This is a genomic window from Aidingimonas lacisalsi (assembly GCF_008079445.1).
Lineage (GTDB): Bacteria > Pseudomonadota > Gammaproteobacteria > Pseudomonadales > Halomonadaceae > Aidingimonas > Aidingimonas lacisalsi.
In genome coordinates, this window is sequence record NZ_VRYH01000003.1 from 296043 (window position 1) to 317296 (window position 21254).

General features: G+C 59.0%; 23 protein-coding genes. 11 read left to right on the forward strand and 12 right to left on the reverse strand.

Translation table 11 applies throughout. The features are described from left to right. Positions 1-25 precede the first annotated feature (25 nt). The 4 genes from FVV99_RS07580 to FVV99_RS07595 all read left to right on the forward strand — a co-directional run bounded on the left by FVV99_RS07580 (position 26) and on the right by FVV99_RS07595 (position 3782). Positions 26-1402 carry a glutamine synthetase family protein gene (locus FVV99_RS07580; RefSeq protein ID WP_148253446.1) on the forward strand — a complete coding sequence of 459 codons (1377 nt, stop codon included), beginning with the start codon at positions 26-28 and terminating at the stop codon, positions 1400-1402. Further along, complete coding sequence (locus tag FVV99_RS07585) at positions 1399-2115, forward strand: substrate-binding periplasmic protein (protein ID WP_092570234.1); 717 nt, start codon at positions 1399-1401, stop codon at positions 2113-2115. The genes FVV99_RS07580 and FVV99_RS07585 overlap by 4 nt, the downstream gene beginning before the upstream one ends. A gap of 144 nt (positions 2116-2259) precedes the next feature. Further along, positions 2260-3030: a FadR/GntR family transcriptional regulator gene (locus tag FVV99_RS07590; protein ID WP_148253447.1), complete on the forward strand. Its 771-nt coding sequence runs from the start codon at positions 2260-2262 to the stop codon at positions 3028-3030. After that, on the forward strand, positions 3027-3782 hold the full coding sequence (locus FVV99_RS07595) for a cache domain-containing protein (protein WP_148253448.1): 756 nt from the start codon (positions 3027-3029) through the stop codon (positions 3780-3782). Before FVV99_RS07590 ends, FVV99_RS07595 begins: the two co-directional genes overlap by 4 nt. An 86-nt stretch (positions 3783-3868) precedes the next feature. Here FVV99_RS07595 and FVV99_RS07600 read toward each other — a convergent pair whose 3' ends face one another. From FVV99_RS07600 to FVV99_RS07610, 3 genes are all read right to left on the reverse strand, one after another. Beyond that, complete coding sequence (locus FVV99_RS07600) at positions 3869-4801, reverse strand: sigma-70 family RNA polymerase sigma factor (RefSeq protein ID WP_148253449.1); 933 nt, start codon at positions 4799-4801, stop codon at positions 3869-3871. Beyond that, positions 4798-5268, reverse strand: coding sequence for a carboxymuconolactone decarboxylase family protein (locus tag FVV99_RS07605; RefSeq protein ID WP_148253450.1), 471 nt, complete (start codon positions 5266-5268; stop codon positions 4798-4800). Before FVV99_RS07605 ends, FVV99_RS07600 begins: the two co-directional genes overlap by 4 nt. A 182-nt stretch (positions 5269-5450) precedes the next feature. Further along, complete coding sequence (locus FVV99_RS07610; RefSeq protein WP_148253451.1) at positions 5451-6494, reverse strand: aldo/keto reductase; 1044 nt, start codon at positions 6492-6494, stop codon at positions 5451-5453. Positions 6495-6714: 220 nt separating this feature from the next. Between FVV99_RS07610 and FVV99_RS07615 the strand changes: the two genes are divergently transcribed. Together FVV99_RS07615 and FVV99_RS07620 are read left to right on the forward strand one after the other, a co-directional pair. Further along, complete coding sequence (locus FVV99_RS07615; protein WP_161598976.1) at positions 6715-7608, forward strand: helix-turn-helix transcriptional regulator; 894 nt, start codon at positions 6715-6717, stop codon at positions 7606-7608. A gap of 110 nt (positions 7609-7718) precedes the next feature. Further along, the gene (locus FVV99_RS07620) at positions 7719-8117 is read left to right on the forward strand and encodes a DUF4870 family protein (protein ID WP_148253453.1); all 399 of its coding nucleotides are present in this window, start codon (positions 7719-7721) and stop codon (positions 8115-8117) included. Position 8118: 1 nt separating this feature from the next. Here the strand turns inward: FVV99_RS07620 and FVV99_RS18920 are convergent, their stop codons facing one another. The 5 genes from FVV99_RS18920 to FVV99_RS07640 all read right to left on the reverse strand — a co-directional run bounded on the left by FVV99_RS18920 (position 8119) and on the right by FVV99_RS07640 (position 12453). Continuing rightward, positions 8119-8244, reverse strand: a complete 126-nt coding sequence (locus tag FVV99_RS18920; protein ID WP_269090056.1) for a hypothetical protein — start codon at positions 8242-8244, stop codon at positions 8119-8121. 58 nt (positions 8245-8302) lie between these two features. Further along, on the reverse strand, positions 8303-10099 hold the full coding sequence (locus tag FVV99_RS07625; RefSeq protein WP_236645340.1) for a diguanylate cyclase: 1797 nt from the start codon (positions 10097-10099) through the stop codon (positions 8303-8305). A 173-nt stretch (positions 10100-10272) separates the two neighbouring features. Next, positions 10273-10659 carry a septal ring lytic transglycosylase RlpA family protein gene (locus FVV99_RS07630; RefSeq protein WP_148253454.1) on the reverse strand — a complete coding sequence of 129 codons (387 nt, stop codon included), beginning with the start codon at positions 10657-10659 and terminating at the stop codon, positions 10273-10275. 243 nt (positions 10660-10902) lie between these two features. Next, positions 10903-11853, reverse strand: coding sequence for an ectoine hydroxylase (gene thpD / locus FVV99_RS07635; protein ID WP_148253455.1), 951 nt, complete (start codon positions 11851-11853; stop codon positions 10903-10905). A gap of 291 nt (positions 11854-12144) precedes the next feature. Next, entirely contained in the window at positions 12145-12453 is a 309-nt protein-coding gene (locus FVV99_RS07640) for a hypothetical protein (protein WP_148253456.1), read from the reverse strand. Positions 12454-12638: 185 nt separating this feature from the next. On the opposite strand from FVV99_RS07640, the gene FVV99_RS07645 reads away from it, so the two are divergent. Further along, the gene (locus tag FVV99_RS07645; protein WP_201745050.1) at positions 12639-13295 is read left to right on the forward strand and encodes a transglycosylase SLT domain-containing protein; all 657 of its coding nucleotides are present in this window, start codon (positions 12639-12641) and stop codon (positions 13293-13295) included. 48 nt (positions 13296-13343) lie between these two features. Beyond that, positions 13344-14162 carry an alpha/beta hydrolase gene (locus FVV99_RS07650; RefSeq protein ID WP_148253457.1) on the forward strand — a complete coding sequence of 273 codons (819 nt, stop codon included), beginning with the start codon at positions 13344-13346 and terminating at the stop codon, positions 14160-14162. A 4-nt stretch (positions 14163-14166) separates the two neighbouring features. Here FVV99_RS07650 and FVV99_RS07655 read toward each other — a convergent pair whose 3' ends face one another. The 4 genes from FVV99_RS07655 to FVV99_RS07670 form a co-directional block, all read right to left on the reverse strand. After that, positions 14167-15651: a pyridoxal-phosphate dependent enzyme gene (locus FVV99_RS07655; protein WP_148253458.1), complete on the reverse strand. Its 1485-nt coding sequence runs from the start codon at positions 15649-15651 to the stop codon at positions 14167-14169. A 70-nt stretch (positions 15652-15721) separates the two neighbouring features. Next, positions 15722-16402, reverse strand: coding sequence for a DUF6064 family protein (locus FVV99_RS07660; protein ID WP_148253459.1), 681 nt, complete (start codon positions 16400-16402; stop codon positions 15722-15724). After that, positions 16402-17334 carry an aldo/keto reductase gene (locus tag FVV99_RS07665; RefSeq protein ID WP_201745051.1) on the reverse strand — a complete coding sequence of 311 codons (933 nt, stop codon included), beginning with the start codon at positions 17332-17334 and terminating at the stop codon, positions 16402-16404. Before FVV99_RS07665 ends, FVV99_RS07660 begins: the two co-directional genes overlap by 1 nt. Positions 17335-17376: 42 nt before the next feature. Then, a complete protein-coding gene (locus FVV99_RS07670) occupies positions 17377-18303 on the reverse strand; it encodes an AraC family transcriptional regulator (protein ID WP_148253737.1) in 927 nt (308 codons plus the stop codon). Between the two features lie 136 nt (positions 18304-18439). Here FVV99_RS07670 and FVV99_RS07675 point away from each other — a divergent pair, with 136 nt between their 5' ends. The 3 genes from FVV99_RS07675 (at position 18440) to FVV99_RS07685 (ending at position 21249) form a co-directional block, all read left to right on the forward strand. After that, the gene (locus tag FVV99_RS07675; protein ID WP_148253460.1) at positions 18440-19495 is read left to right on the forward strand and encodes an NAD(P)-dependent alcohol dehydrogenase; all 1056 of its coding nucleotides are present in this window, start codon (positions 18440-18442) and stop codon (positions 19493-19495) included. A gap of 57 nt (positions 19496-19552) precedes the next feature. Next, positions 19553-20560, forward strand: a complete 1008-nt coding sequence (locus FVV99_RS07680) for a zinc-dependent alcohol dehydrogenase family protein (RefSeq protein ID WP_148253461.1) — start codon at positions 19553-19555, stop codon at positions 20558-20560. Between the two features lie 80 nt (positions 20561-20640). Continuing rightward, positions 20641-21249: a rhomboid family intramembrane serine protease gene (locus tag FVV99_RS07685; protein WP_148253462.1), complete on the forward strand. Its 609-nt coding sequence runs from the start codon at positions 20641-20643 to the stop codon at positions 21247-21249. Positions 21250-21254: the final 5 nt, after the last annotated feature.

The window sequence follows — 21254 nt, forward strand, 5'->3', positions numbered from 1 at the left end:
CCAACAACAGCATAGGAAGTTGCAAATGACCGCCCTGAATTCACATATCGAAAAGAACATGGATGACGTGAAGATCCAGGAGATCCGTGCACGCATCCAGGAAGCCGGCGTCAAGTACATCTATTACCAGGTCGTCACCCTGGGGGGGAAGCTGCTTGCCAAGGTCGTACCGGCGACCCAGTTGGAGAGGAATCTGGCGAAGGGCATTCAGTTCCACCGTACCGCCATCAGCGACATGCAGTGCAACCGTTACGGTGAGCTGCTGGGCGGGGGGACCCAGGCTGCCGAATTCACCGCCTTGCCGGATCTGGATACGTTCCGGGTCCTGCCCTGGGATCGCTCCGTGGGGGCGTTCCTGTGCCGGGTCTACGAGCCCGGCCATCGCCTCGAGGTCGGCGGGCAACCCCTGCCGACCGACCCGCGCGGGCTATTGATCCGTGCCCATGAAGGTTTCATGGAGCGCCAGGGCATGCAGCTCAAGTCCGGATGCGAACCGGAAATGTCCTGGCTGGGCGATTCCATGAAGATCCATCCGCGCCCGGATGCCAGCCCGGCGTATCAGCTCAGCAACCTGGAACTCATGCGTCCCATCTATCAGAAGGTCATCGACTATGCGACCGAGATGGGCTTCGACATGATCGAAGGGGACTACGAGGACCCCTATCAACTCGAACTCAACTGGATGTTCGATACCTGCGAACTGACCGCGGACCGTCTGGTTCTGTACCGCCAGATCTGCCGCCAGGTCGCCAAGGAGTTCGGGGTCACGGCCAGCTTCATGCCCAAACCCTATACCGGCGGCATGGGCAACGGCTGTCACCACAACCTCAGCCTGTGGCGGGGGGAGACCAATGCCTTCCAGGAAGAGGGGCGCACCGAGCTGCATCTGAGCGATGTCGCCCGCTACTCGCTGGGCGGCATGCTGAAACACACCCCGGCATCCATGCTGATCATGGCCTCGACCGTCAACTCCTACAAGCGCTTCTGGGATGTCGGCCAGTTCGCGCCCGCCCAGGTCAACTGGGGAATGGACAACAAGACCTGCAGCGTCAGGCTCTCGGCGGTCGGCCGTCTGGAATACAAGATGCCCGACGCCAGCGTGAACCCGTACCTGTCGCATACCGCGCTGTTGGCGGCGATCGAGCATGGGTTGGAAAATCAGCTCGATCCCGGCCAGAGCAGCGATGACAGCAGCTATGGGCGCGATATCGACGCCAACGTCCGTATCCCGCTCACGCTCGGCGAGGCGGTCGAGGCATTCGACAAGGACCCGGTCATCAAGGGCGCGTTCCCGGGGCCCCTGGCGACGCTCTATGCCGAACTGAAACACGATGAATGGGCGCGTTACTGCGCCGCCGTCACCGAGTGGGAACTCGACATGTACAAGGAGTACCTGCCATGACAGCGTCTCGCACGCTTAGGGTCATCTGTGCGGACCTGCCCGCGCCACCGCTGTTCGAACGCGATGAGCGGGGAGAGCGACACGGCTACGAAGCCGATGTCGCCCGCCTGATCGCCGAGCAACTGGGTCGGCGGGTCGAATGGGTCTACCGGCAATGGAGCGATTTCTATCCGGCACTCGACGCGGGGGAGGGCGACCTCCTCCTGTGCGGCCAGGGTATCTCCGACTACCGGAAAACCCTGGGCGATTTCACCCGGCCCTACGCCATCTTCGACGAGTCGGTGATGGTCAGGTCGGGTAGCGGCATCACATCACCGCAGCATCTGGAAGGGTTGCGTGTCGGCGCGATCGCCAACAGCCTGAACATGACGCTGACCGAGACTTTCACCGGCGTGGTACCGGTGCCTTTCGACGGGGCCAGTGACGACGTCTTCGGTGACATGGTCGCCGCCTTGCGTTCAGGCGATATCGACGCCCTGGTGGATGACGATGTCGCGCTCGTGCCACTGGAAGCCGATGACTTGACGATTGCTTTCACCGTACCGACGCGCAATGCCTGGGGCGCGGTGGTGGCGAAGCGCCAGCCCGACTGGCTGGCCAGCGTCAACCGGGCGCTCGACGAGATCATCGCCAATGGCGCCCTGAAATCGACCTGGGAGCGATGGATGCCGACGCTCGACTACCCGTTTGAAGCCGGGCAACCGGTTCAGTGAACAGCCATTGACCTGTCGGGCATTCCGGCAATGTACGCGTCACCGTGTATGTTGCCGGGATTTCGGTGTTTACGGGGCTGATGACGGTCGTGACATGGTGTATTTTCAAGCGTAGTCACATGGAATTTATTGCAGGGATGTCGGATGAATCACCTATCTTCCCAACAGGATGTCCCGTTTTTCCGCATTCCCTCCGCGGGTAAGACCGAAGAGGTCGTGCGCCGCCTCATTGAAGCCATCGATCTGGGTATCTTCAGTGAGGAGGATCAACTGCCCAGTGAAGCCGACCTGGCCTCCCAGTTCGGTGTCGCGACGGTCACGGTCCGGGAAGCGCTGTCGCTGCTGCGGGAACAGGGCTTCGTCGAGACCCGCCGGGGACGAAAAGGCGGCAGTTTCGTCACAGCCAACTTTACTATCGCCCATGCCAGGCTGCTGGAAGAGTTTCGCCGCTACAGTGTCTTCGACCTGCGGGATTACGGCGATGAGCGGTCGGCTATCAGTGGCCATGCCGCCCGACTGGCGGCCGAACGCGCCACCGCCGATGATATCGAACAGATCGCCAAGAAGATCCGCATCATGGAAAAAGCGACGGGGCGCTCCGAACAGCGCCGTGCCGACATGCGTTTCCACGTCAATGTCGCCATGGTGTCCCAGTCGGTTCGGCTGACGCAGGCCGAGATGCAGCTCCAGTCGGAACTCGGCATGTTCCTGTGGATCGACCCGCTGGACGCCGCTGCGCTCAACGCTTACGTGGACAGGCTCAAAACGATCCAGGACGCGATCGCCAGGGGCGACGGCGCACTGTCCAGTGCACTATCGATCGACCTGAGCAAGAAAAACATGGAGCGCGTGATCGACGCGCGTCTGAGGTTGGAAGCCACCAACGATGTCACCGGCACGGGAGACGATCAATGACCCGGGACGATTTCGTTTACGGCGGCGCGGCAGGTGACGAGACGGTGCGTGCCTGTGCCAGAAATATCGAAGCCTCGCTGTCCGTCATCATCGATACGGTCGAGAAGGTGCGCGATGACGTCATGTGCCTGTGGGGGCTGGCCGAACGGCAACGCCAACAAGTGCTGAGAAAGGACCTCGCCGAGCTTCAGGGGACCGTCAAACGGTTGCTCGCCGAGACGGACGTGCAGATCAATGGGGCCGGTTTCGTCGTCGCGCCGGACGCCCTGGCGGATGCCCGCATGCATCTCGAATGGTGGCGGGAAGGCGTCAAACCGGGCCATGTCATTCCCCTGAAGGTCAACCTCAATGAAGGCGGTGACACCTTCTACGATTACCCCAACATGCCCTGGTTCTATAAGCCTCAATCCGAACGAGTCGGGCATGTCATCGGCCCCTATGTCGACATGATGGGGGTCGACATGTACATCTGCACGTTCTCGCTGCCGATCCTGTACGACGACCAGTTCCTCGGCATTGCCGGGGCGGATGTTCCCCTGAACAACCTCGAAGCCGTTGTGACGCCTCACCTGGTTGAACAGCAACAGCCCCTCATACTGGTCAACGACGACCTGCGCGTCATCGCCTCCAACTCGTCCCGCTACCTGGTAGGCGACTTCTTCAAACCCTACTCCTATTCGGGCACTCAGGCGTACTACTACATCACCCTCGGCCACTCCGTGGAAAGCTGGCGACTGGTGTGCCTGCATTAGGCATTGTCTGTCCTTCACTCGCCGACTTTTCAGACAGCGCCTAGTCGGAGATATATCTATTCCTGCATGGCTTGAAAGGATGTCGATCAGTCAATGACCTGTCTCGCCACGTGCTCTGGCAACATAGCTTTCAGGTGTCGCAGCTTGTCTGGATTGCGGACGACGTAGATGGTCAGAATACTCCCAGCCCCTATCTCGATAGCCGTAGTCTGCAGGGCGCCATCGTGCTCGACTGAAAGAACGCCGGGCAAACCATCGACTCTGACCAAGCGAGTCCAGAGTGGCTTGGCAGTGATGCCCTTGCGTGCCAAGCCGGCATAGAAACGGCCTATCTTATGGCTACCTTCGATGATCCGTAACGCCGCGCGTCTACGGCCGCCTCCATCGGAATGCAATGTGGCCGTGTCTATCAGCAAGGATTGCAGTTTGGTGTCATTGCCGCTGCGACTGGCTTCGAGGAAGGCGTCGATTAGACGTATGCTTTCCTCTTGATCGGGTTGGAACCGGGGGCGAGAGGCGACGACATGAGTACGTGCGCGGCTGGCAAGCTGCCGGCAGGCAGCCTCAGAGCGTTCGAGTGCCGAAGCAATTTCATCAAACTCCATGTCGAAGATATCGCGGAGGATAAACGCCGCTCGTTCCAGAGGCGAAAGGCGTTCCAGCACCAGCATGAGGGCGGTGGATACGTCTTCCTCTATATGTCCGCCCGACTGTGCTGACGTAGACCATTCCTCGACCAGTGGCTCTGGCAGCCAAGGGCCGATGTAAACTTCTCGTTGCGTGCGGGCTTGCTTGAGCCGGTCGAGGCACAGGTGTGTCACGACACGGGCGAGGTACGCGCGTGGGTCATTAACGTCATTTGGGTCCTGATGGCACCAACGCAAGTAACCATCCTGTACCGCATCCTCGGCTTCGGCAACCGAGCCGAGCATGCGGTAGGCAAGACGGGTCAGATAGGCTCGATGGGCCTCGAAGTCGTACCTATGGTTCGGCTCATCGGTGGCTTGCCCCTGCGTCATGAAGTGACCTCTGTTTGAGCGGATGTCTCTACTGGGTGGAGACTGCGAAATCCGATGGCAAAGCGGTTCCAGATATTGATGGTACCGATCAGGAGGCTGAGATTAGTCAGTTCGGCCTCGCTGAAATGGCGGTGCGCATAGTCATAGATATCATCGGGTGCGTGAGTTTCCGCTACCCGTGTCAGTGACTCGGTCCAGGCCAGAGCGGCACGTTCCCTGTCGCTATAGAGCGGCGACTCCTGCCAGGCCGAGAGCAGGTAGAGTCTCTCTTCGGTTTCTCCGGCAGCACGCGCATCGCGGGTATGCATGTGCAGGCAGAACGCACAACCATTGATCTGCGAAGCGCGTATCTTGACCAGTTCCATCAGGCTCGGTTCCAGCCCGGAGTTCTGAGTGTACCGTTCCAGGGCTTGCATGGCCTGCATGGCGTCCGGTGCAGCAGCAAAAGGGTTCATTCTTGGGGTCATGGATTCGTCTCCATTGATGAGTGTACGCAATGAAGACGAATCAATGGCGGTGTTTGTGACATGGCCGGGCGATTTTTTACCGCTAGCCACAGCGGCGGTATTGCGTGGCCGGCGCACCCTTGCGCCTCATACGACCAATAAACAGGCGGTATGAGGCGCAGCGATGGCGTAGGCGCTTTCCTTCAGCGCTTTTGTGCTGCCAACTGGTCTCTCCGATAGGCGCCCTGACGCTCGAACATCCAGCCCGGGTATTCGGGGGGCAGATCGCTGACCCGATTGAGTTCGGCGAGTTCGTCGTTGCTGAGTTCGACCTGTGTTGCAGCGATGTTGTCATCCAACTGATCGGTTCGCTTGGCACCGACGATGACACTGGTCACCGCATCCTGATGCAGCAGCCAGGCAAGCGCGATCTGAGCGACAGAAACGCCCTTGTTATCGGCAATGAGGCGCATGGTATCGATGCAGTCGTAAGCGCGTTCCATCTCGACGGGCGGGAAATCGAAGTGAGTGCGTCGACTACCCGTTTCGGCCTGGCCTTCACGCGTGTACTTGCCACTTAGCAGCCCCCCGGCCAGTGGGCTCCAGACCATGAGCCCCAGGCCTTCACTCTGCAACATGGGAATGATTTCACGCTCCAGGTCGCGACCGGCGATGGTGTAGTAGGCTTGCAGCGATTGGAAGTGAGCCAGGCCTTGGCGGTTGGCGATGCCGAGCGCCTTCATGATTTGCCAGGCCGCCCAGTTGGAAACGCCGATATAGCGTACGTAGCCATGCTGAACCAGGGTGTCGAGTGCATGCAGGGTTTCTTCGATCGGCGTGGCCGGGTCGAAACCATGCACTTGGTAGAGATCGATGTGATCTACCTGCAGGCGCTTCAGGCTGGCCTTCACGCCTTCCATGATGTGGTAGCGCGAGAGACCTCTCGCGTTGGCGCCCGGCCCGGTTTCGCCGAATACCTTGGTGGCGAGCACCACGTCTTCGCGTGACACCTGGAGATTTTTCAGGGCCTGGCCGGTCATTTGTTCCGACAGTCCTTCGGAATAGACGTCGGCGGTATCGATGAAGTTAATGCCGGCGTCAAGGGCGCGCCCCATCAGCCGGTCGGCATCGTTCTGCTGCAGGTCACCGATCTGGCTCCATAGTTCGCCCTGGCCGCCGAAGGTCATGGTGCCCAGGCAGAGCTCGGAGACGAAAAGACCGGTATTACCGAATTTCCTGTAACGCATATATAGTACTCCTGGTGTCGGGCCGTTCGATGATGCATGGTCGATCTGAGAGTGGGCCGGCCTTGCCGTGACAAGGTGGCTCTGTGGAAATTGTAGTTCGGGATTAGGGGCGACCGATGTGTCGGCCGCGTCTTGCGAGGACAACATTACCGTGTTGGTGACCATCGAATAAGGAATGCTCTATTCTGGTATCCGCACTTCCCCCCAAAGGAAACTCGCTTTGTTCAGTAACGTTCGTCGTCATGAAATTGCCACGTTCCTGAGAATCCGTCGTGCCCGGTTACAACCTGAGCAGGTCGGTTTGTCTCGGGGCACGCGTCGCCGGACGCCGGGGTTGCGTCGAGAGGAAGTCGCCGAGTTGGCCGGTATCAGCACGGAATGGTATGCCTGGCTGGAGCAAACCAGAGATGTACGTCCCTCGCTGGAGACACTGCAGCGTATTTCAGTCGCACTGAAGCTCGAACCGGCCGAACAGCAGCATCTACTGACGTTGGGCGGCTATGGTGCCGAGGGAGTCAGCTACGGTGCGTCGCGTGACGCGATGGTCAGTCCGCAACTCCAGCGGTTAATGAATCAACTGGATGCCTGTCCGGCGTGGGTCACCGGGGCGCGTTCGGATATCCTGACCTGGAACCGGGCGGCAACCGTCATCCATGGTGATCTGCATGATATGGAGGGTCTCGAGAGGAACGGGGCATATCAGTTGTTCATGAATCCACGCATGCGCCGCATGCTGGTCGGGTGGGAGACACATGCCCGGGATTGCGTCGCCAAGTTACGGCTGACCTTCGCTAACTATATCGATGACCCATGGTTCAATGAATTGATCGATACGCTCCTGACGCATAGCGCAGCGTTTGCCGAGTGGTGGAATGAGCACAATGTTCAACTGCCACATGATGGTGTGAAAGCGTACGACCACCCTGACGCGGGGCGGTTGACCTTTGACTATGCAGTACTGCAGGTGGCCGGGGGTAATGGCCTCCCTGTACAACTGGTTACCTACATTCCTAAAAGCGATACACCAACCCAAGCAAAGATGGAAGCCCTGATGGGAAATGCCGGCTATCCGGGGGAGGACGTGGTACAGGAATCCGGCGAGGCAAGCGGGTAGTCGGTCATCTGTCGTCGATGTACATCGGCAATTTCAAGCTGCAGTATCATGAATGTATGTTAAATTAGCTCGCTGTTTCTCTAGGGATTGCCATCACAAGGAACTCATCAATGAGCCAAGATCCAACCTCTGAACATGAGCCTCAGGAAACGGCTTCCACGCCGCCAGGGTCGACATCGTCTCACGATACCGCTCAGGCCGAGCCCGATAAATCGTCAGTCTTCATCCTGTGGGCGCTCTACGGCATCGGAGTCATCAGTGGCGGCTTCGTCACCCTTTGCGGTGTCATCTTTGCCTACATCAAGAAGGGCTCTGCCAGGAATGCGTTTGAAGACAGTCATTGCCGTTACGCTATCAGGACGTTCTGGTATTCACTGCTCTGGACGGTGGTAGGGTTGGCCCTCTCGTTCATCGGCGTAGGGGTGTTCATCCTCGTGATTGCGGCGATCTGGTATATCTACCGCGTTATCAAGGGGTTGATTAGAGCGTCCGAGGGCGCTGAAATCTAAGTCATGCCGAGTGCCCGTCGAGTTCCCCTTGCCTCGCTTGAGACACACTGATGGTCGGCAACGAGGAGAGGCCATCCGGGTGTCGAGTCTCGCCGGAACTGGCGGCGCGTTGGGCAAGATCGATCATTGATCGGCACGTCCACGGCCCGGCCATTGTTTGCGCGAGTGGCGATGGGAGATAGGGATTACCGGTGATGCACCGTGCTGCCTTTGGTGCGGTACATGTCGATATCGGCCTGGCGCATCAATTCCTCAAGGTCGCTCGGGCCATCGTGATAGCGGCAACTCCCGATGCTGACGCTGACACTGATCCAATGGTTATTGGGTAATCGTATCGGCGCGCCAATGGCCTCGGCGAGCCGAGTCCGAATCGTCTCTATGTCATTTGCGTTCCCCGTATTTTCGGCAATAACGACGAATTCATCACCACCGAATCGGGCACAGTGATCGCCGGCACGAGCCAGAGAGGTAATACGCCAGGCGATCTCCTGAAGAACGACATCCCCGGCCGAATGGCCATATTGATCATTGATGGGCTTGAAGTTATCCAGGTCCAGCATGAACAGGGTCAGGGGCTGCCGATGGCGTCGGCTCCGGTTGAGTGCCGATTTGGCGCATTTTTCCAGGCCATTGCGGTTCAGCAAACCGGTAAGCATGTCGCTGGAGGCCATGGTTTCGAGTTCGGCGGTGCGTTCGGCGACTTTTTGTTCAAGCACGGCCTCCTGCTTGCGCAACGATGTCACCAGACTGGCCTGAGCGTCCTCCTTCTGTTTTTTCAGTTTGTTGAAACGAGCCGCCAGCGCGAACGAGAGTAGTAGCATCTCGAGGGCGGAGCCAATCTGTATGCCGTAAATCGTGAAGAAATTGGTCGGCATCAGCCCGACGTTGCGCAAGGCAAAGATGGATGCTCCCACCAGCAGCAGTGTCCAGGCCAGCATGAACAATCGGGCCCCGGGGACTCGCTTCAGGCTGCAGTACAGTGCACAACTCAGTAGCAGCACGCAGGTCACCAGCCCGGTCAGGTCCATGGTTTGTAGAGCCATCTGTACCGGCACGACGAGGGAGAGGCCGGCGGCAGTGAAGCACCAGTAGCGATAGATGCTGAGCGTATGATGCCAGCGGGGACTGTAGGTTGCAGTGTCCAGGAAATTCTGGGCGAACAGGGTGGCCAGGGCGGCGGCCAGCGTGAATCCCAATGCCACCAGCCTAGCGGTATGTTCGGTCAGTGCGCTTCCCCAGACCAGGGCACCTGTACCGTTGAATGCTAGCGTCGCCAGACTGAAGCTGAATACGAACAGGGCGTAGTACAGGAAGACGCGTTCCTTGAGCCCGAATGATAGCAATAGGTTATACAGTCCCAATGCCAGTAGCATGCCGAAATAGGTAGCTAACCAGGCCGATTCACGATTGTTGTCGAGCTGGAAGGCTTCCGACGAGAGAAGATCGGCACTGAGCATCATGCTGCCCTGCGATTCGACATGGGCAAGCAAGGTCACTGTCTCGTCTGGCGCCAGTTCGAGCGGGAATACCGGTTGACGATGGGGTAGGGCGCGCTGTTCGACGGGAATGATGCTGCCGCTATGCTGAGTCGTGGTATTACCATTGCGAACGGTATGGAGCGTCACACGATCGAGAAACGGAAATTCAAACCGCACGAGCCAACGCTGTGACGTCTCGCTGTCATTACGTACCTGGCTGCGTAGCCAGACTGGATGCCGGCTGTATCCCAGATGTAGTTCGGCGCGTTTCATGACCGGCTGCACCTCCATCGATTCAGTGAGCAGGTCATTCGGCGCGAAGGCGTCATTGACGTCGTGAATCAGGGTGGTATGGGGATCCAGAACGAAACGGTGCTGGTTGTCATCCAGTACGAGGGGATCGCTGTTTACCGAGGTGATACTCGTTAAACAAGCAAGCACAAGTAATATGGCGCCAGTGAACCAGCGCACGAACGTATCACGGTACAGTGCCGGAGAGGTCAATCGGAAAACTCGCGTATCAGGCGCCTCATGCCAGGTAATAACGGCACGTTAGCCAATACCTTTATCATGTTTTGCTAGACCGTTCATGCAGCTAAGGCGGAAACGACGTGGATTGTCCTTGGTGTCGTTGCCTTGCCGGGTTCTCGTTTTCCGATGAGTCCGGGAGAGCGCGTTCACTCCACCGAGGTCACCATCACTGGAACGGTACCGCGATGTAGCATGCCCAGCTGTTTGGCGGCACGCTTGGAAAGATCGATAATGCGGCCCTGGACGTAGGGGCCCCGATCATTGATCAGCACTTCCACTTCCCGGCCGTTGTCTTGGCGGGTGACGACAACCTTGGTGCCAAGAGGCAGGCTGGGATGGGCGGCCGTGAGCTCCTGCTGGTCGAAGGGTTCGCCACTGGCGGTAGTTTGCCCCTGGAAGTTGTCGCTGTAATAGGAAGCGATGCCCTGCTGGGATTCCGCTGCCGTTTCGTGGGCTTGCCCTTGGCTGGCACAGCCGGAAGAAAGCAGCGCGATTAGACTACCGATGAGCATCAAGCGGGATCGTGTCTTCATGACATTCCCTCATGAAAAGCGTGGTTTCGAACACTCACTTCCTGCGGTAGAGCGTCGGCTGGTTGGTTGAAGGACAGTGTTTCTATACCGCCGGGAATGATAGCCGGCTCAACGCGAAACAGCAACTTTATATGCTGCAGTGCAATGAGCCCGCCGGCGATCTGTCGCCAGGCGGGGCATTATCAGTAAGGCGTCCTTGACCATGGCGGCTACAACGCAAGCGTCAAGGGGGAGGGGCCGAAGTCATTCCAGCGGCTTGACCCCTTGGCCCGTGAGTTCGGGGAATTCATCGTGCATGGATAGCGGCTCGACGGTCTCGCGTGCTCCCAGGTATTCGGGACGGCGCATTGGCGCAGCGTACGGCTCGTTCAGGGTGTTATCGACGCTGTTGTAGACAAAGAACAGGTTGGAACGCGGCCAGGGAGACATGTTTTCGTTCGAGGCATGCAGGACATTGCATTCGAACAGCAGCAGCGATCCTGCCGGCCCCTTGGGTGCCTCGATGCCGCCATGCTCGGCCAGCCTGGCCAGAGAGCCCTGATCCGGTACGCCAATCTTCTGGGCCTTGAGCGATGCTTTCCAGTTATACTCCGGTGTTTCACCCACACAGGGGATGAACTCCCGATGCGAACCGGGGATGAGCATCAACGGACCGTTGAACTCGTTGTTGTCGGTCAGCATCAATGAGGCACTGATGGCGCGCATGCGCGGCATGCCATCTTCGGAGTGCCAGGTTTCGAAATCCGAATGCCAGTCGAAACCGCTGCCTTCGAAGCCGTATTTGTCGTTGATACGTGACTGGTGGATATAGACTTCGCTGCCGAGGAGCTGACGTACCATGCCAAGGATGCGTGGGTCGCGGGTCAGTTTGTCGAAACGCTCGGAGAGGTGGTGCATGCCGAACACGGAGCGGATCGCACCACTGTTGGGGTCAGTAATGACCTGATCGGAGCGCATCAACTCCTCGTCCTCGGCCATCGCTTTGAGCTCTTCGAAGAACGGCTCGATGATATCTTTGGAGAAAAAGCCCTCGAACCAGAGATAACCGTCACGTTCGTAGCGTGACAGTGCCACTTCATCCAGTGGTCCTTCCCAGCGTTTCTGGTTGCGCGCATGGACGATAGGGTCCTGACGTGGGACTGGTTTGCGATACTCTTTCAAGCGTGTGGGATAAATATCCAGATGGTCACTCATGTGGTCTACCTCGCTATCGTGGTTGACAACATTATGGACAGACCAAATCGATTGCTATCTCCTTGCCGAACGGTGCCGCTACACCGTTCAAGGCAGTGTGTCGGCGTGTACCGTAGACCTCGGGACGATATGGCAGAATTTCAACTCCCTTGCCTTGGGTCGGCAGGGAAAGCGGTAGGTCCGCAAGGCGGGATAGGGCTGGTGGTGCAGGTTTTCCTGAAAAACAACACCCCATTGAGCTAGCGCTGAATGGGGTGGCGTTGACGATAGCATAGTGCTATCCACTTATTGTCACTGATAGTCTTCTTCGTACAGTTCCGCCTTGGCATCGCGCATGACATCTTCGCAAGCAGCTTGATGGGCGAGTTGTGTGAGCAAGCTTTGGGTAACGGAGAAGCCTTTCCCCAAGCAGGTGTCAACATCTTCGCGGCTCACTTCCGGTGTGACGTTGTAATCTATCTTGATCGTTCTTCCGCTACCATCCAGCTTGTCTGCCAGCTCCCGCATTCGCCAAGCGATGCGTTCCTTCCAGCTGGCTGATTCCTCTACGCCTTCGTTCACGTTGAAAGTGCAGCGCCATTCAGGTTTGTAGACCTTCATGAGAACCTCCTGTACTGGCTTGGAAAGAATGATCGATCGTGCTTTTTTCTCCATGCTTGGTAATGTTGCACAGGCACTATACAACGTTTATACCGCGACTTCAGCAACGACTTGTTGCCGGTCGCGGCGACATTGCAGCATGAAGCGCGTCAGGAGAGTGAACGATGAGCAGGGGAAGGCGGCATATGAGTGAACGTTGGAGTGGCTTACGGCGGGTTCGCTGGCTCTTGATCGCCTTGCTGGGTCTGATGTCGACCGGCTGTGCGATGCTGGCGCCGTCCCCACCGCAGAACCAGAGCAACATCTGCGAGATTTTCCGTGAGCAACCCTCCTGGTATGACTATGCGCGGGAGTCCGAAGAAAAATGGGGAACGCCCATCGCCACGCAGATGGCCTTCATCGAGCGTGAGTCCTCCTTCCGGAGCCATGTGCGACCGCCGAGGAAGCGCATACTCTGGATTTTTCCCGGGCCCCGCCCCTCATCCGCGCACGGCTATGCCCAGGCTCAGGATCCTGTCTGGGGCGAATACAAAGCTGATGCAGGCAGTCTCTTTGCCCGTCGCACGCACATGAAATACGCCACCGATTTCATTGGTTGGTACAATGCTCGATCTCACCGACAAGCGGGCATTTCCCTCAATAACCCCGAGCATCTCTACCTGGCATACCATGAAGGTCAGGGAGGATATCGACGAGGATCATACCAAAGTAAACCCCGGGTGTTACGGGCGGCTCGAGAGGTCAGAAACCAAGCCAGCCGTTACCGAAGCCAACTGGCATCCTGTGAAGCGGAATTCCGTTGCCGTCACTTCTACCAGTTCTGGCCGTTCTGTCGCGCATGACGTGATAGCGAATCAACGCAACAGGCGCTAACCGCCGGGAATCGATATATGTGGCGTGTGCTCCTTTGGGTCATCCCCATTTATGCCCTGATCGTACTGCTTGCCTGGCTATTCCAGGACCGCTTGCTGTATCTGCCGCATACCGGGCGTGATTACATTGCCACACCGGATGACTACGATCTGCCATGGGAACCGGTCACCCTGGAAACGGCAGATGCCATCTCCCTCGATGGCTGGTGGCTGCCGATCGAGAAAGAGCGCGGCAGTCTGCTGTATTTTCACGGCAATGCCGGCAACATTTCACATCGGCTGGAGTCGTTGGCACAGTTCCACCAGTTGGGATTGTCGGTGTTGATCATCGATTATCGCGGCTATGGGCGCAGCGAAGGGTCGCCATCGGAAACAGGCACGGCGCTGGATGCACGTGCTGCCTGGGACTGGTTGCGGGAGAGACGCGACACCGACCGGATCGTCATCTTCGGGCGCTCGCTGGGGTCGGCCATTGCCGCAGAACTGGCGCGGGACGTCTCGTCGGCAGCGGTCATTCTGGAGTCACCGTTTCGTTCGGTGCCGCTTCTGGCCCAGCAGATGTATCCGTTCCTGCCGGCTCGCTGGTTGTCCCGGTTCGGTTACTACACCATCGATTATGTCGCCGACCTGGAGGCGCCGCTGCTGGTGATCCATAGCCGTGATGATGATCTGATACCATTCCACGCAGGCCAGGCCGTTTTCGAAGCGGCGAGTGAACCGAAGACCATGCTCGAAATCAGCGGTAGCCACAATACGGGCTATCTCGATAGCGAACCGAGATACCTCGACGGCATCGATACCTTCCTGACCGAGGACGCTGGCCTGCCGCGCGAGTGAGACGTCAACGAGGGTGAAGCCAGCCCGGCAGCATGCTGTAGGGATCGACCGGTGAGCTGGTGTCATAGGAGCGGTTCAAGGCATCGAGCCGTTCAAAGAGTCGCCCGCTCTTGCACTCGTCGAACAGTTCCGTACAGCCACCGACGAATTCACCGCCGATGAATATCTGCGGCAGGGTCTGGACCCCGGTGCGGGCGTTGAGCACGGCGCGTATCTTGCCGCCCCGGTTGTCCTGCTGATAGTCCACGGCATCCAGGTCGATACTGCGGTAATCGATGTCATGATGTTTCAGCACCTTGCGTACCGACCAGCAGAATTCGCACCATTCCAGGGCGAACATCACGATCGGCTGGTCAGGGTCGTTGATGATCTGCGTGACTTCCGCTTCGGCAGCAGGATCGAGAGTGACTGGCCTACTGTCGGGAGCCGTAGAAGGAGACGACACATCGAAACGGTAACCGGGCGTGGAGCGGGAAATATCCAGTTCTTCCTCGGTCATGTCGACGGCGATGCCTTCGAACAGCGGTGTGGTCAGGTAACGCTCACCGGTATCCGGCAGCATGCAGAGGATCGTGGCTCCGGGGTTGGCGGTTTCCGCGATCTGCCGTGCCCCGGCAAAGGTGGCGCCGGCCGAAATGCCGACAAATATCCCCTCCCGACTGGCGAGTGCCTGGGACCAGTACAGAGCATCACTGCCGTTGATGGGCAGGTACGCGTCGATACGTCGACCATCCAGGACCTCTTCCGCCAACTGGGGAATGAAATCCGGCGTCCAGCCTTGCATCAGATGCGGACGAAAGCTGGGGTGGCTCTGGGAGTGAGAACCATCGGGATGGCGTTGCTGAGGAATGCCACTGGCCATGATGGCGGCATTGTCGGGTTCGCAGACGACGATCCGTGTCGTCGGGCTGCGCTCGCGCAGGACACGGGAGACCCCATTGAGCGTGCCTGCCGTACCGACACCGGTGACCCAGTAATCGAGGGGCAGGTCATCGAAGTCGTCGAGGATTTCGACGGCGGTGGTGCGGGCGTGAATCTCCGCGTTGGCGGGATTCTGGAACTGTCGCGATTGCCACCAGCCGTGCGTCTCGGCCAGTTCCCGGGCTTTGGCGACCATCCCGGAACCCTTCTCCGATGCCGGTGTCAGCACGACCCTGGCGCCCAGGAAACGCATCAACTTGCGCCGTTCGACACTGAAGTTTTCCGCCATGGTAACGACCAGCGGATAGCCTTTCTGTGCGCATACCATAGCCAGTCCGATGCCGGTATTGCCGCTGGTGGCCTCGACGACGGTCTGGCCCGGCTGCAGGTCGCCACGTTGCTCGGCATCCTCGATGACGCCCAGAGCCAGGCGGTCCTTGACCGACCCCATCGGATTGAAGGCTTCGATCTTGGCGAACAGTTCAACGCCGGGAGGCGCGAGGTTATTGATACGTACGACCGGCGTATTGCCGATCGTCTCGAGAATGCTGCCGTAGCGCTTGCCCATGACCACCCCCGACGGCGCTCAAGCTCGTTGCCGTACCTCCTATCAATGTAGTGCGAGACGAGCGTCGTCGCTATGTCGAGTTGGCGCGTCCGGTGCGTGGCCAGAACCTGCCAAGCAGGGCCAGACCGATGGCGATCAGGGGGACCCACGCGGTGGAGGAGCCCATCGTGTCCAGAGTGATCCAACTGAGCAGACACCATAGCAGGGGAATCGCCATCAGTGGCCAGGCCCATCGAGCCGGATGAGCGCCGACGAGCAGCCCCAGCGTTGCGATGGCCAGCGGGTCTGGGGTCATCGCGAAGATCTCCGCCATTTGCCAGGAACGGCCTGACATGAGCGGAATCAACGGATGCAACATGACAGCGTAGAGAGTCAGGGCGAGCCCGATGTAGCGAGGGAGGCGCCTGCGGTCGGGGAGCGTCAGCCAACCGCTGGAAAGTACTCCCAGCAAGAGCAGGGCTTGTAGTGCAAAGAGAGGAACGACGTACTCGATCGCCCAGTTGATCGGTGCGTAGCGCTGCCATAGGAAGGCCCAGGCGACGAATCCCCAGCCAGCCGCCAGGATGATGCCATTGAGGCGGCTGCTCCAGGGGCGAGGCCGTAACAGAGCCGTGAGGATCGACAGGCCCGCTAACAGCGCCACGATCTGTAGCGGCCACCAGTCGGCATTATGCAACTCGAACAGTCGCCAATAGACACGCGGCGAAAATAACAGGAAATCTTCCGGCCGATAGGTCCACCACTCGGACATCACAATTCTCCGATCGTCTCCGCGATACGCTGACGCATGTCGTCATCGGGCAGCGGTGACGAGGCAGCGGCCATGTTCTCGCGCACATGTTCCACCTGAGTCGTGGCGGGAATGGCGCAGGTGACATCGGGATGCGAGATGATGAACTTGAGAATGAGTTGTGCCCAGGTCTCGGCTCCCACTTCACTGGCCCAGTCGGGCAGGTCGTGATCCCCGAGTCGGTCTATCAACCGGCCTTGCTGGAAAGGACGGTTGACGATGACGCCGATCTCCCGCTCCCTGGCCAGCGGCAGCAGACGCTGCTCGGCTTCTCTGTCGACCGGATTGTAGGTGAGCTGGACGAAATCCAGCGGGTAGTCGCGCATGATGGTTTCGAATTCGTCGTGGCGACGTCCATGCGAGGTGGTGATGCCGACATAGCGCAACTCGCCGTCGTCTTTCATGGTCAACAGCGTTTCGAGGTTTTCCCGCCAGGCACGCAAGTTGTGGACCTGAAGGAGATCGAACCGGGAAACGCCCCAGTCGGAGCGCGACGCTTCGATCTGGTCGCGCCCCTCGTCAGGACTCGAGGTCCATAGTTTGTCGGCCGAAAAGACCCGCTCATAAGCGTCGAGCTTGTCCAGGCCGTAGCCGATCGTTGCCTGGGACGAGCCATACATCGGTGACGAGTCGATCATACGGCCACCTGACTCGAAAAAGGCCGCCATGACATCAGCGCACTGTTCCAGCAATTCGGGATCGTCACCGACATTGAAGGTGATCCAGCTTCCCAGGCCGACCAGGGGAACCGTGTCGCCGGTTGAGGGGATAACGCGGGTTTTCGGTCCATTGTGCTGGGCCAGTACCTGCCAGGGCGGTAGAGCGGAAGCTGCCGTTGCCATCAGAAGCCCTTGCAAAACCTGTCGGCGGGACATCGGATTGAAGGTCGGCATCGTTATCTTCCTCCTGTGTCACAGGCGCTGGGTGAGGGCGAGTCAGCTCGCACGCGGTGTGGCAGCGTAGTCGATGGGCGGACTTGGCGAAGCCTGACGATCCTTCACTGGTGAGACACCGAAATAGCGCTTATAGTCGCGACTGAACTGCGGCACGCTGCGATAACCCACCGTGGCGGCGATCTGGTTGACATTGAGATCGTCATGGCCCAGCAGCAGTCGGGCCTTGATCAGGCGCAGTCGCTTCAGATACTGCAGTGGCGAGGCGTGAGTGATCCGTTTGAAGTGATGATGGAAGGAGGAAACGCTCATATTGGCCTCGCGCGCCAGGGTATCCACACCCAGGTCATGATCGAAGTTGGCATGCATTTGCGAGAGCACCTGGACGATACGCGAATAATTGCCCCGGTTCTGAATGAGCGCCCGTAACGCCGGCCCTTGTTCGCCCTTCAGCGCTTCGAAGATGACGTCTCTGACCCGTGCCTGTCCCATGACTTGAGCATCCACCCGGTCGTGGAGTGCCCGGACCAGGCGAGTGACCGCTTCCCGAATGCCTGGTGTCATGGCAACCGATGCCATGGGCAGGGGGTCGGCTTCATGGGTGGCGAACGATGTCGAGCCGGCTTCCATGACCAACTCTCCCAGCATGGCAGCGTCGATATGAACCGAGATGGCCAGCAGCGGCGCGTCCGGCGACGCAAAGGTTTCACATTCGAACGGTAACGGCAGGGTCTGTACCAGGTAATGCCCCGGGTTGTAATGGATCTCCCGTTCTCCCAGGTAGCCGATCTTCCGGCCCTGGGCGACGATGGTCAGGCTGGGATCGTACATCAGAGGCGTGCGGGCGACCGGCTGATGGGTGGCAATCAGCGAGACCTGGGGAATCGTCGTGGCAGAGAATCCATCCTCTGTCACCAGGGGGTGCAGCAACTCGACCAGATCGGGAAAGGTCGCGGTCGTGATGGGCATCATCGGTTCTCCGGGGTTCTGGAGAAATGAGCAAAAATCCTGCAGAAACGTTGATCGTCCTCACTGCCTTGAAAGGCCAGAATACTGAGGTTCAGGTCAGTCGACGACCGACGAATCCGTAGGAGGACACAACACCATGAGTCAAGTCAAAGGATATGCCGCCCGTTCCGCCGATTCCGAATTGGCGCCGATGTCGTTCGAACGCCGCCAGCCGCGAGCGGATGATGTCTCCATCCAGATCGATTACTGCGGAGTGTGTCATACCGATCTCCACTTTGCCCACGACGATTGGGGAATCACGCAGTTTCCTGTCGTTCCGGGGCATGAAATCATCGGCCGTGTCACATCGGTCGGGAGCGCCGTCTCGACATTCAAGGAGGGCGATATCGTCGGCGTCGGTTGCATGGTCGATTCCTGCCGTACCTGCCCGGCCTGCGAAGATGGCCTGGAGCAGTTCTGCCTCAATGGCATGACGCCGACTTACAACGGCGAAGATCGCCATGACGGTAGCATCACCTTCGGTGGCTATTCCGATAGCATCGTGGTCAGTGAGCATTTCGTGGTCAAAGTGCCGAGTGCCCTGAATCCAGCCACGGCAGCACCGCTGTTGTGTGCCGGCATCACGACCTATTCGCCACTGCGACACTACGGCGTGAAACCCGGCCACAAGGTGGGTGTCGTCGGCATGGGTGGCCTCGGTCACATGGGCGTCAAGTTCGCCAAGGCACTTGGGGCTGAAGTTACACTGTTTACCCGCTCGAGTCACAAGGTCGAGGAAGCGCGAAACCAGGGAGCCGATCATGTCGTGATATCCACCGATGACGCGCAGATGGAAGCTATTGCCGGGCAACTGGATTTCATCCTCGATACCGTGCCGGTGCAACACGATCTGAATCCGTATCTGAACACACTGTGCTATGACGGGATTCACATCATGGTCGGCCTGCTGGACCCGGTCGATCCGCCGCTCCAGGCCGGCGCGCTGCTGATGAAGCGTCGAGTTCTGGCCGGTTCGTTGATCGGCGGTATGCCGGAAACCCAGGAAGTGCTGGATTTCTGCGCCGAGCACGGCATCGAATGCGACGTGGAGATGCTCGATATCCGGAATATCAACGAGGCCTACGAGCGGATGCAGCGCGGTGATGTGAAGTATCGTTTCGTGATCGACATGGAGACCTTGAAAGCGGCCTGACATCGGCCCAACGTACCAGGAAATGAGGCCGCTAAGTGGATCAGTAAGGAGGGTTCGATGAAGGTCGTGACATTACGCCATCCCGGCGGGCTGGATCAGCTTGAAGTGCAGGACCGCGATGCGCCCGGCGAACCGGGGCCGGGCGACATCCGTGTGCGGCTGCATGCCAGTTCGCTCAATTTCCACGACTACGGTGTGGTGTCCGGTGCCATGCCCACCGAGGAAGGTCGTATTCCCATGTCCGATGGTGCCGGCGTGGTGGAAGCCGTCGGCGAGGGTGTCGACGAGTTCCGGGTCGGCGACTCGGTCGTCTCCACCTTCTTCCCGACCTGGCTGAATGGGCCGGCACCGGTTGGCGACTTCAAGACCGTGCCGGGTGATGGTGTCGAGGGGTATGCCCGCGAGCAGGTCGTGCGCCCGGCGAACTGGTTCACTCTGGCACCCAGGGGCTACACTCATGCCGAGTCGGCGACGCTGACCACCGCGGGCCTGACAGCTTGGCGCGCCCTGGTGGTCGATGGTGGCATGAAGGCCGGCGACACGGTGCTGGTGCTGGGTACCGGCGGTGTATCGATCTTCGCGCTGCAATTCGCCCGAATGATGAACGCCCGAGTGATTGCGACCTCCTCCTCCGACGAGAAGCTGGAACGGCTGCGCGAGATGGGGGCCGAACACACCATCAATTACCGCACGGATCCGGAGTGGGGCAAGACGGTCAAGTCGTTGACCGGTGGGCGTGGCGTCGATCATGTGATCGAGGTCGGCGGTCCCGGTACATTGCCGCAGTCGATAGACGCCGTGCGCATCGGTGGGCATATCTCCTTGATCGGGGTACTGACCGGCCGCGGCGGTGATATACCCACCGCCAAGCTGATGGCCAAGCAGGCAAGACTCCAGGGCCTGATCGTCGGCAGTCGCGCCACTCAACAGGATATGATCCGTGCCATCGAGGCCAGTGATATGCATCCGGTCATTGATCGCACCTTCTCCCTGGATGATATTGCCGATGCCTTCCGTCACCAGGAATCCGGCCGCCACTTCGGCAAGATATGTCTGTCGATGTGAACGAGAAGGGCACAACGTCGGGAGTACGAGTGGTACGCTAGCGTGAACCGCTTACCACACCGTCGGTTCAGGGAGGAGCCATGCCGATTGTGACATTTAGCATCATCGCGATTACCGTTGCAGTGTCGCTGATGGCGTGGCGTTCGAAATCGCTTCTCGATGCCCTGATTTATTGGCCACCCGGTGTCTCGCGCGGACAGTGGTGGCGTCTACTCAGCCATGGCTTCATTCATGCCGATGGCGCGCATCTGCTGTTCAACATGATCACGTTGTACTTCTTCGGTACGGTGATGGAGCAGGTGCTGACGTCGCGTATCGGCCTGTTCGGCTTCGTGCTTTTTTATCTGACAGGCATTCTGGTCGCCATCCTGCCTAGCCATATTCGTCACCGAGGCGATCCACGCTATCGTAGTCTGGGCGCATCGGGGGCAGTGGCTGCCATGCTGTTCGCCTACATTCTCCTTCAGCCATGGTCGATGTTGTTCGTCTTCTTCCTGCCGGTGCCAGCGATTCTGTTTGCCGTGGTCTATGTGGCCTATTCGTTCTGGGCCGATCGTCGTGGTGGTGGCAACATCAACCACAGCGCTCACCTGTGGGGTGGTGCCTGGGGCGTGGCATTCATGCTGTGGCTGGAGCCACGCCTGTGGCAGCGATTCCTGGGTGAAGTGCTGGCTCCCCTCGGTATGTGATATGG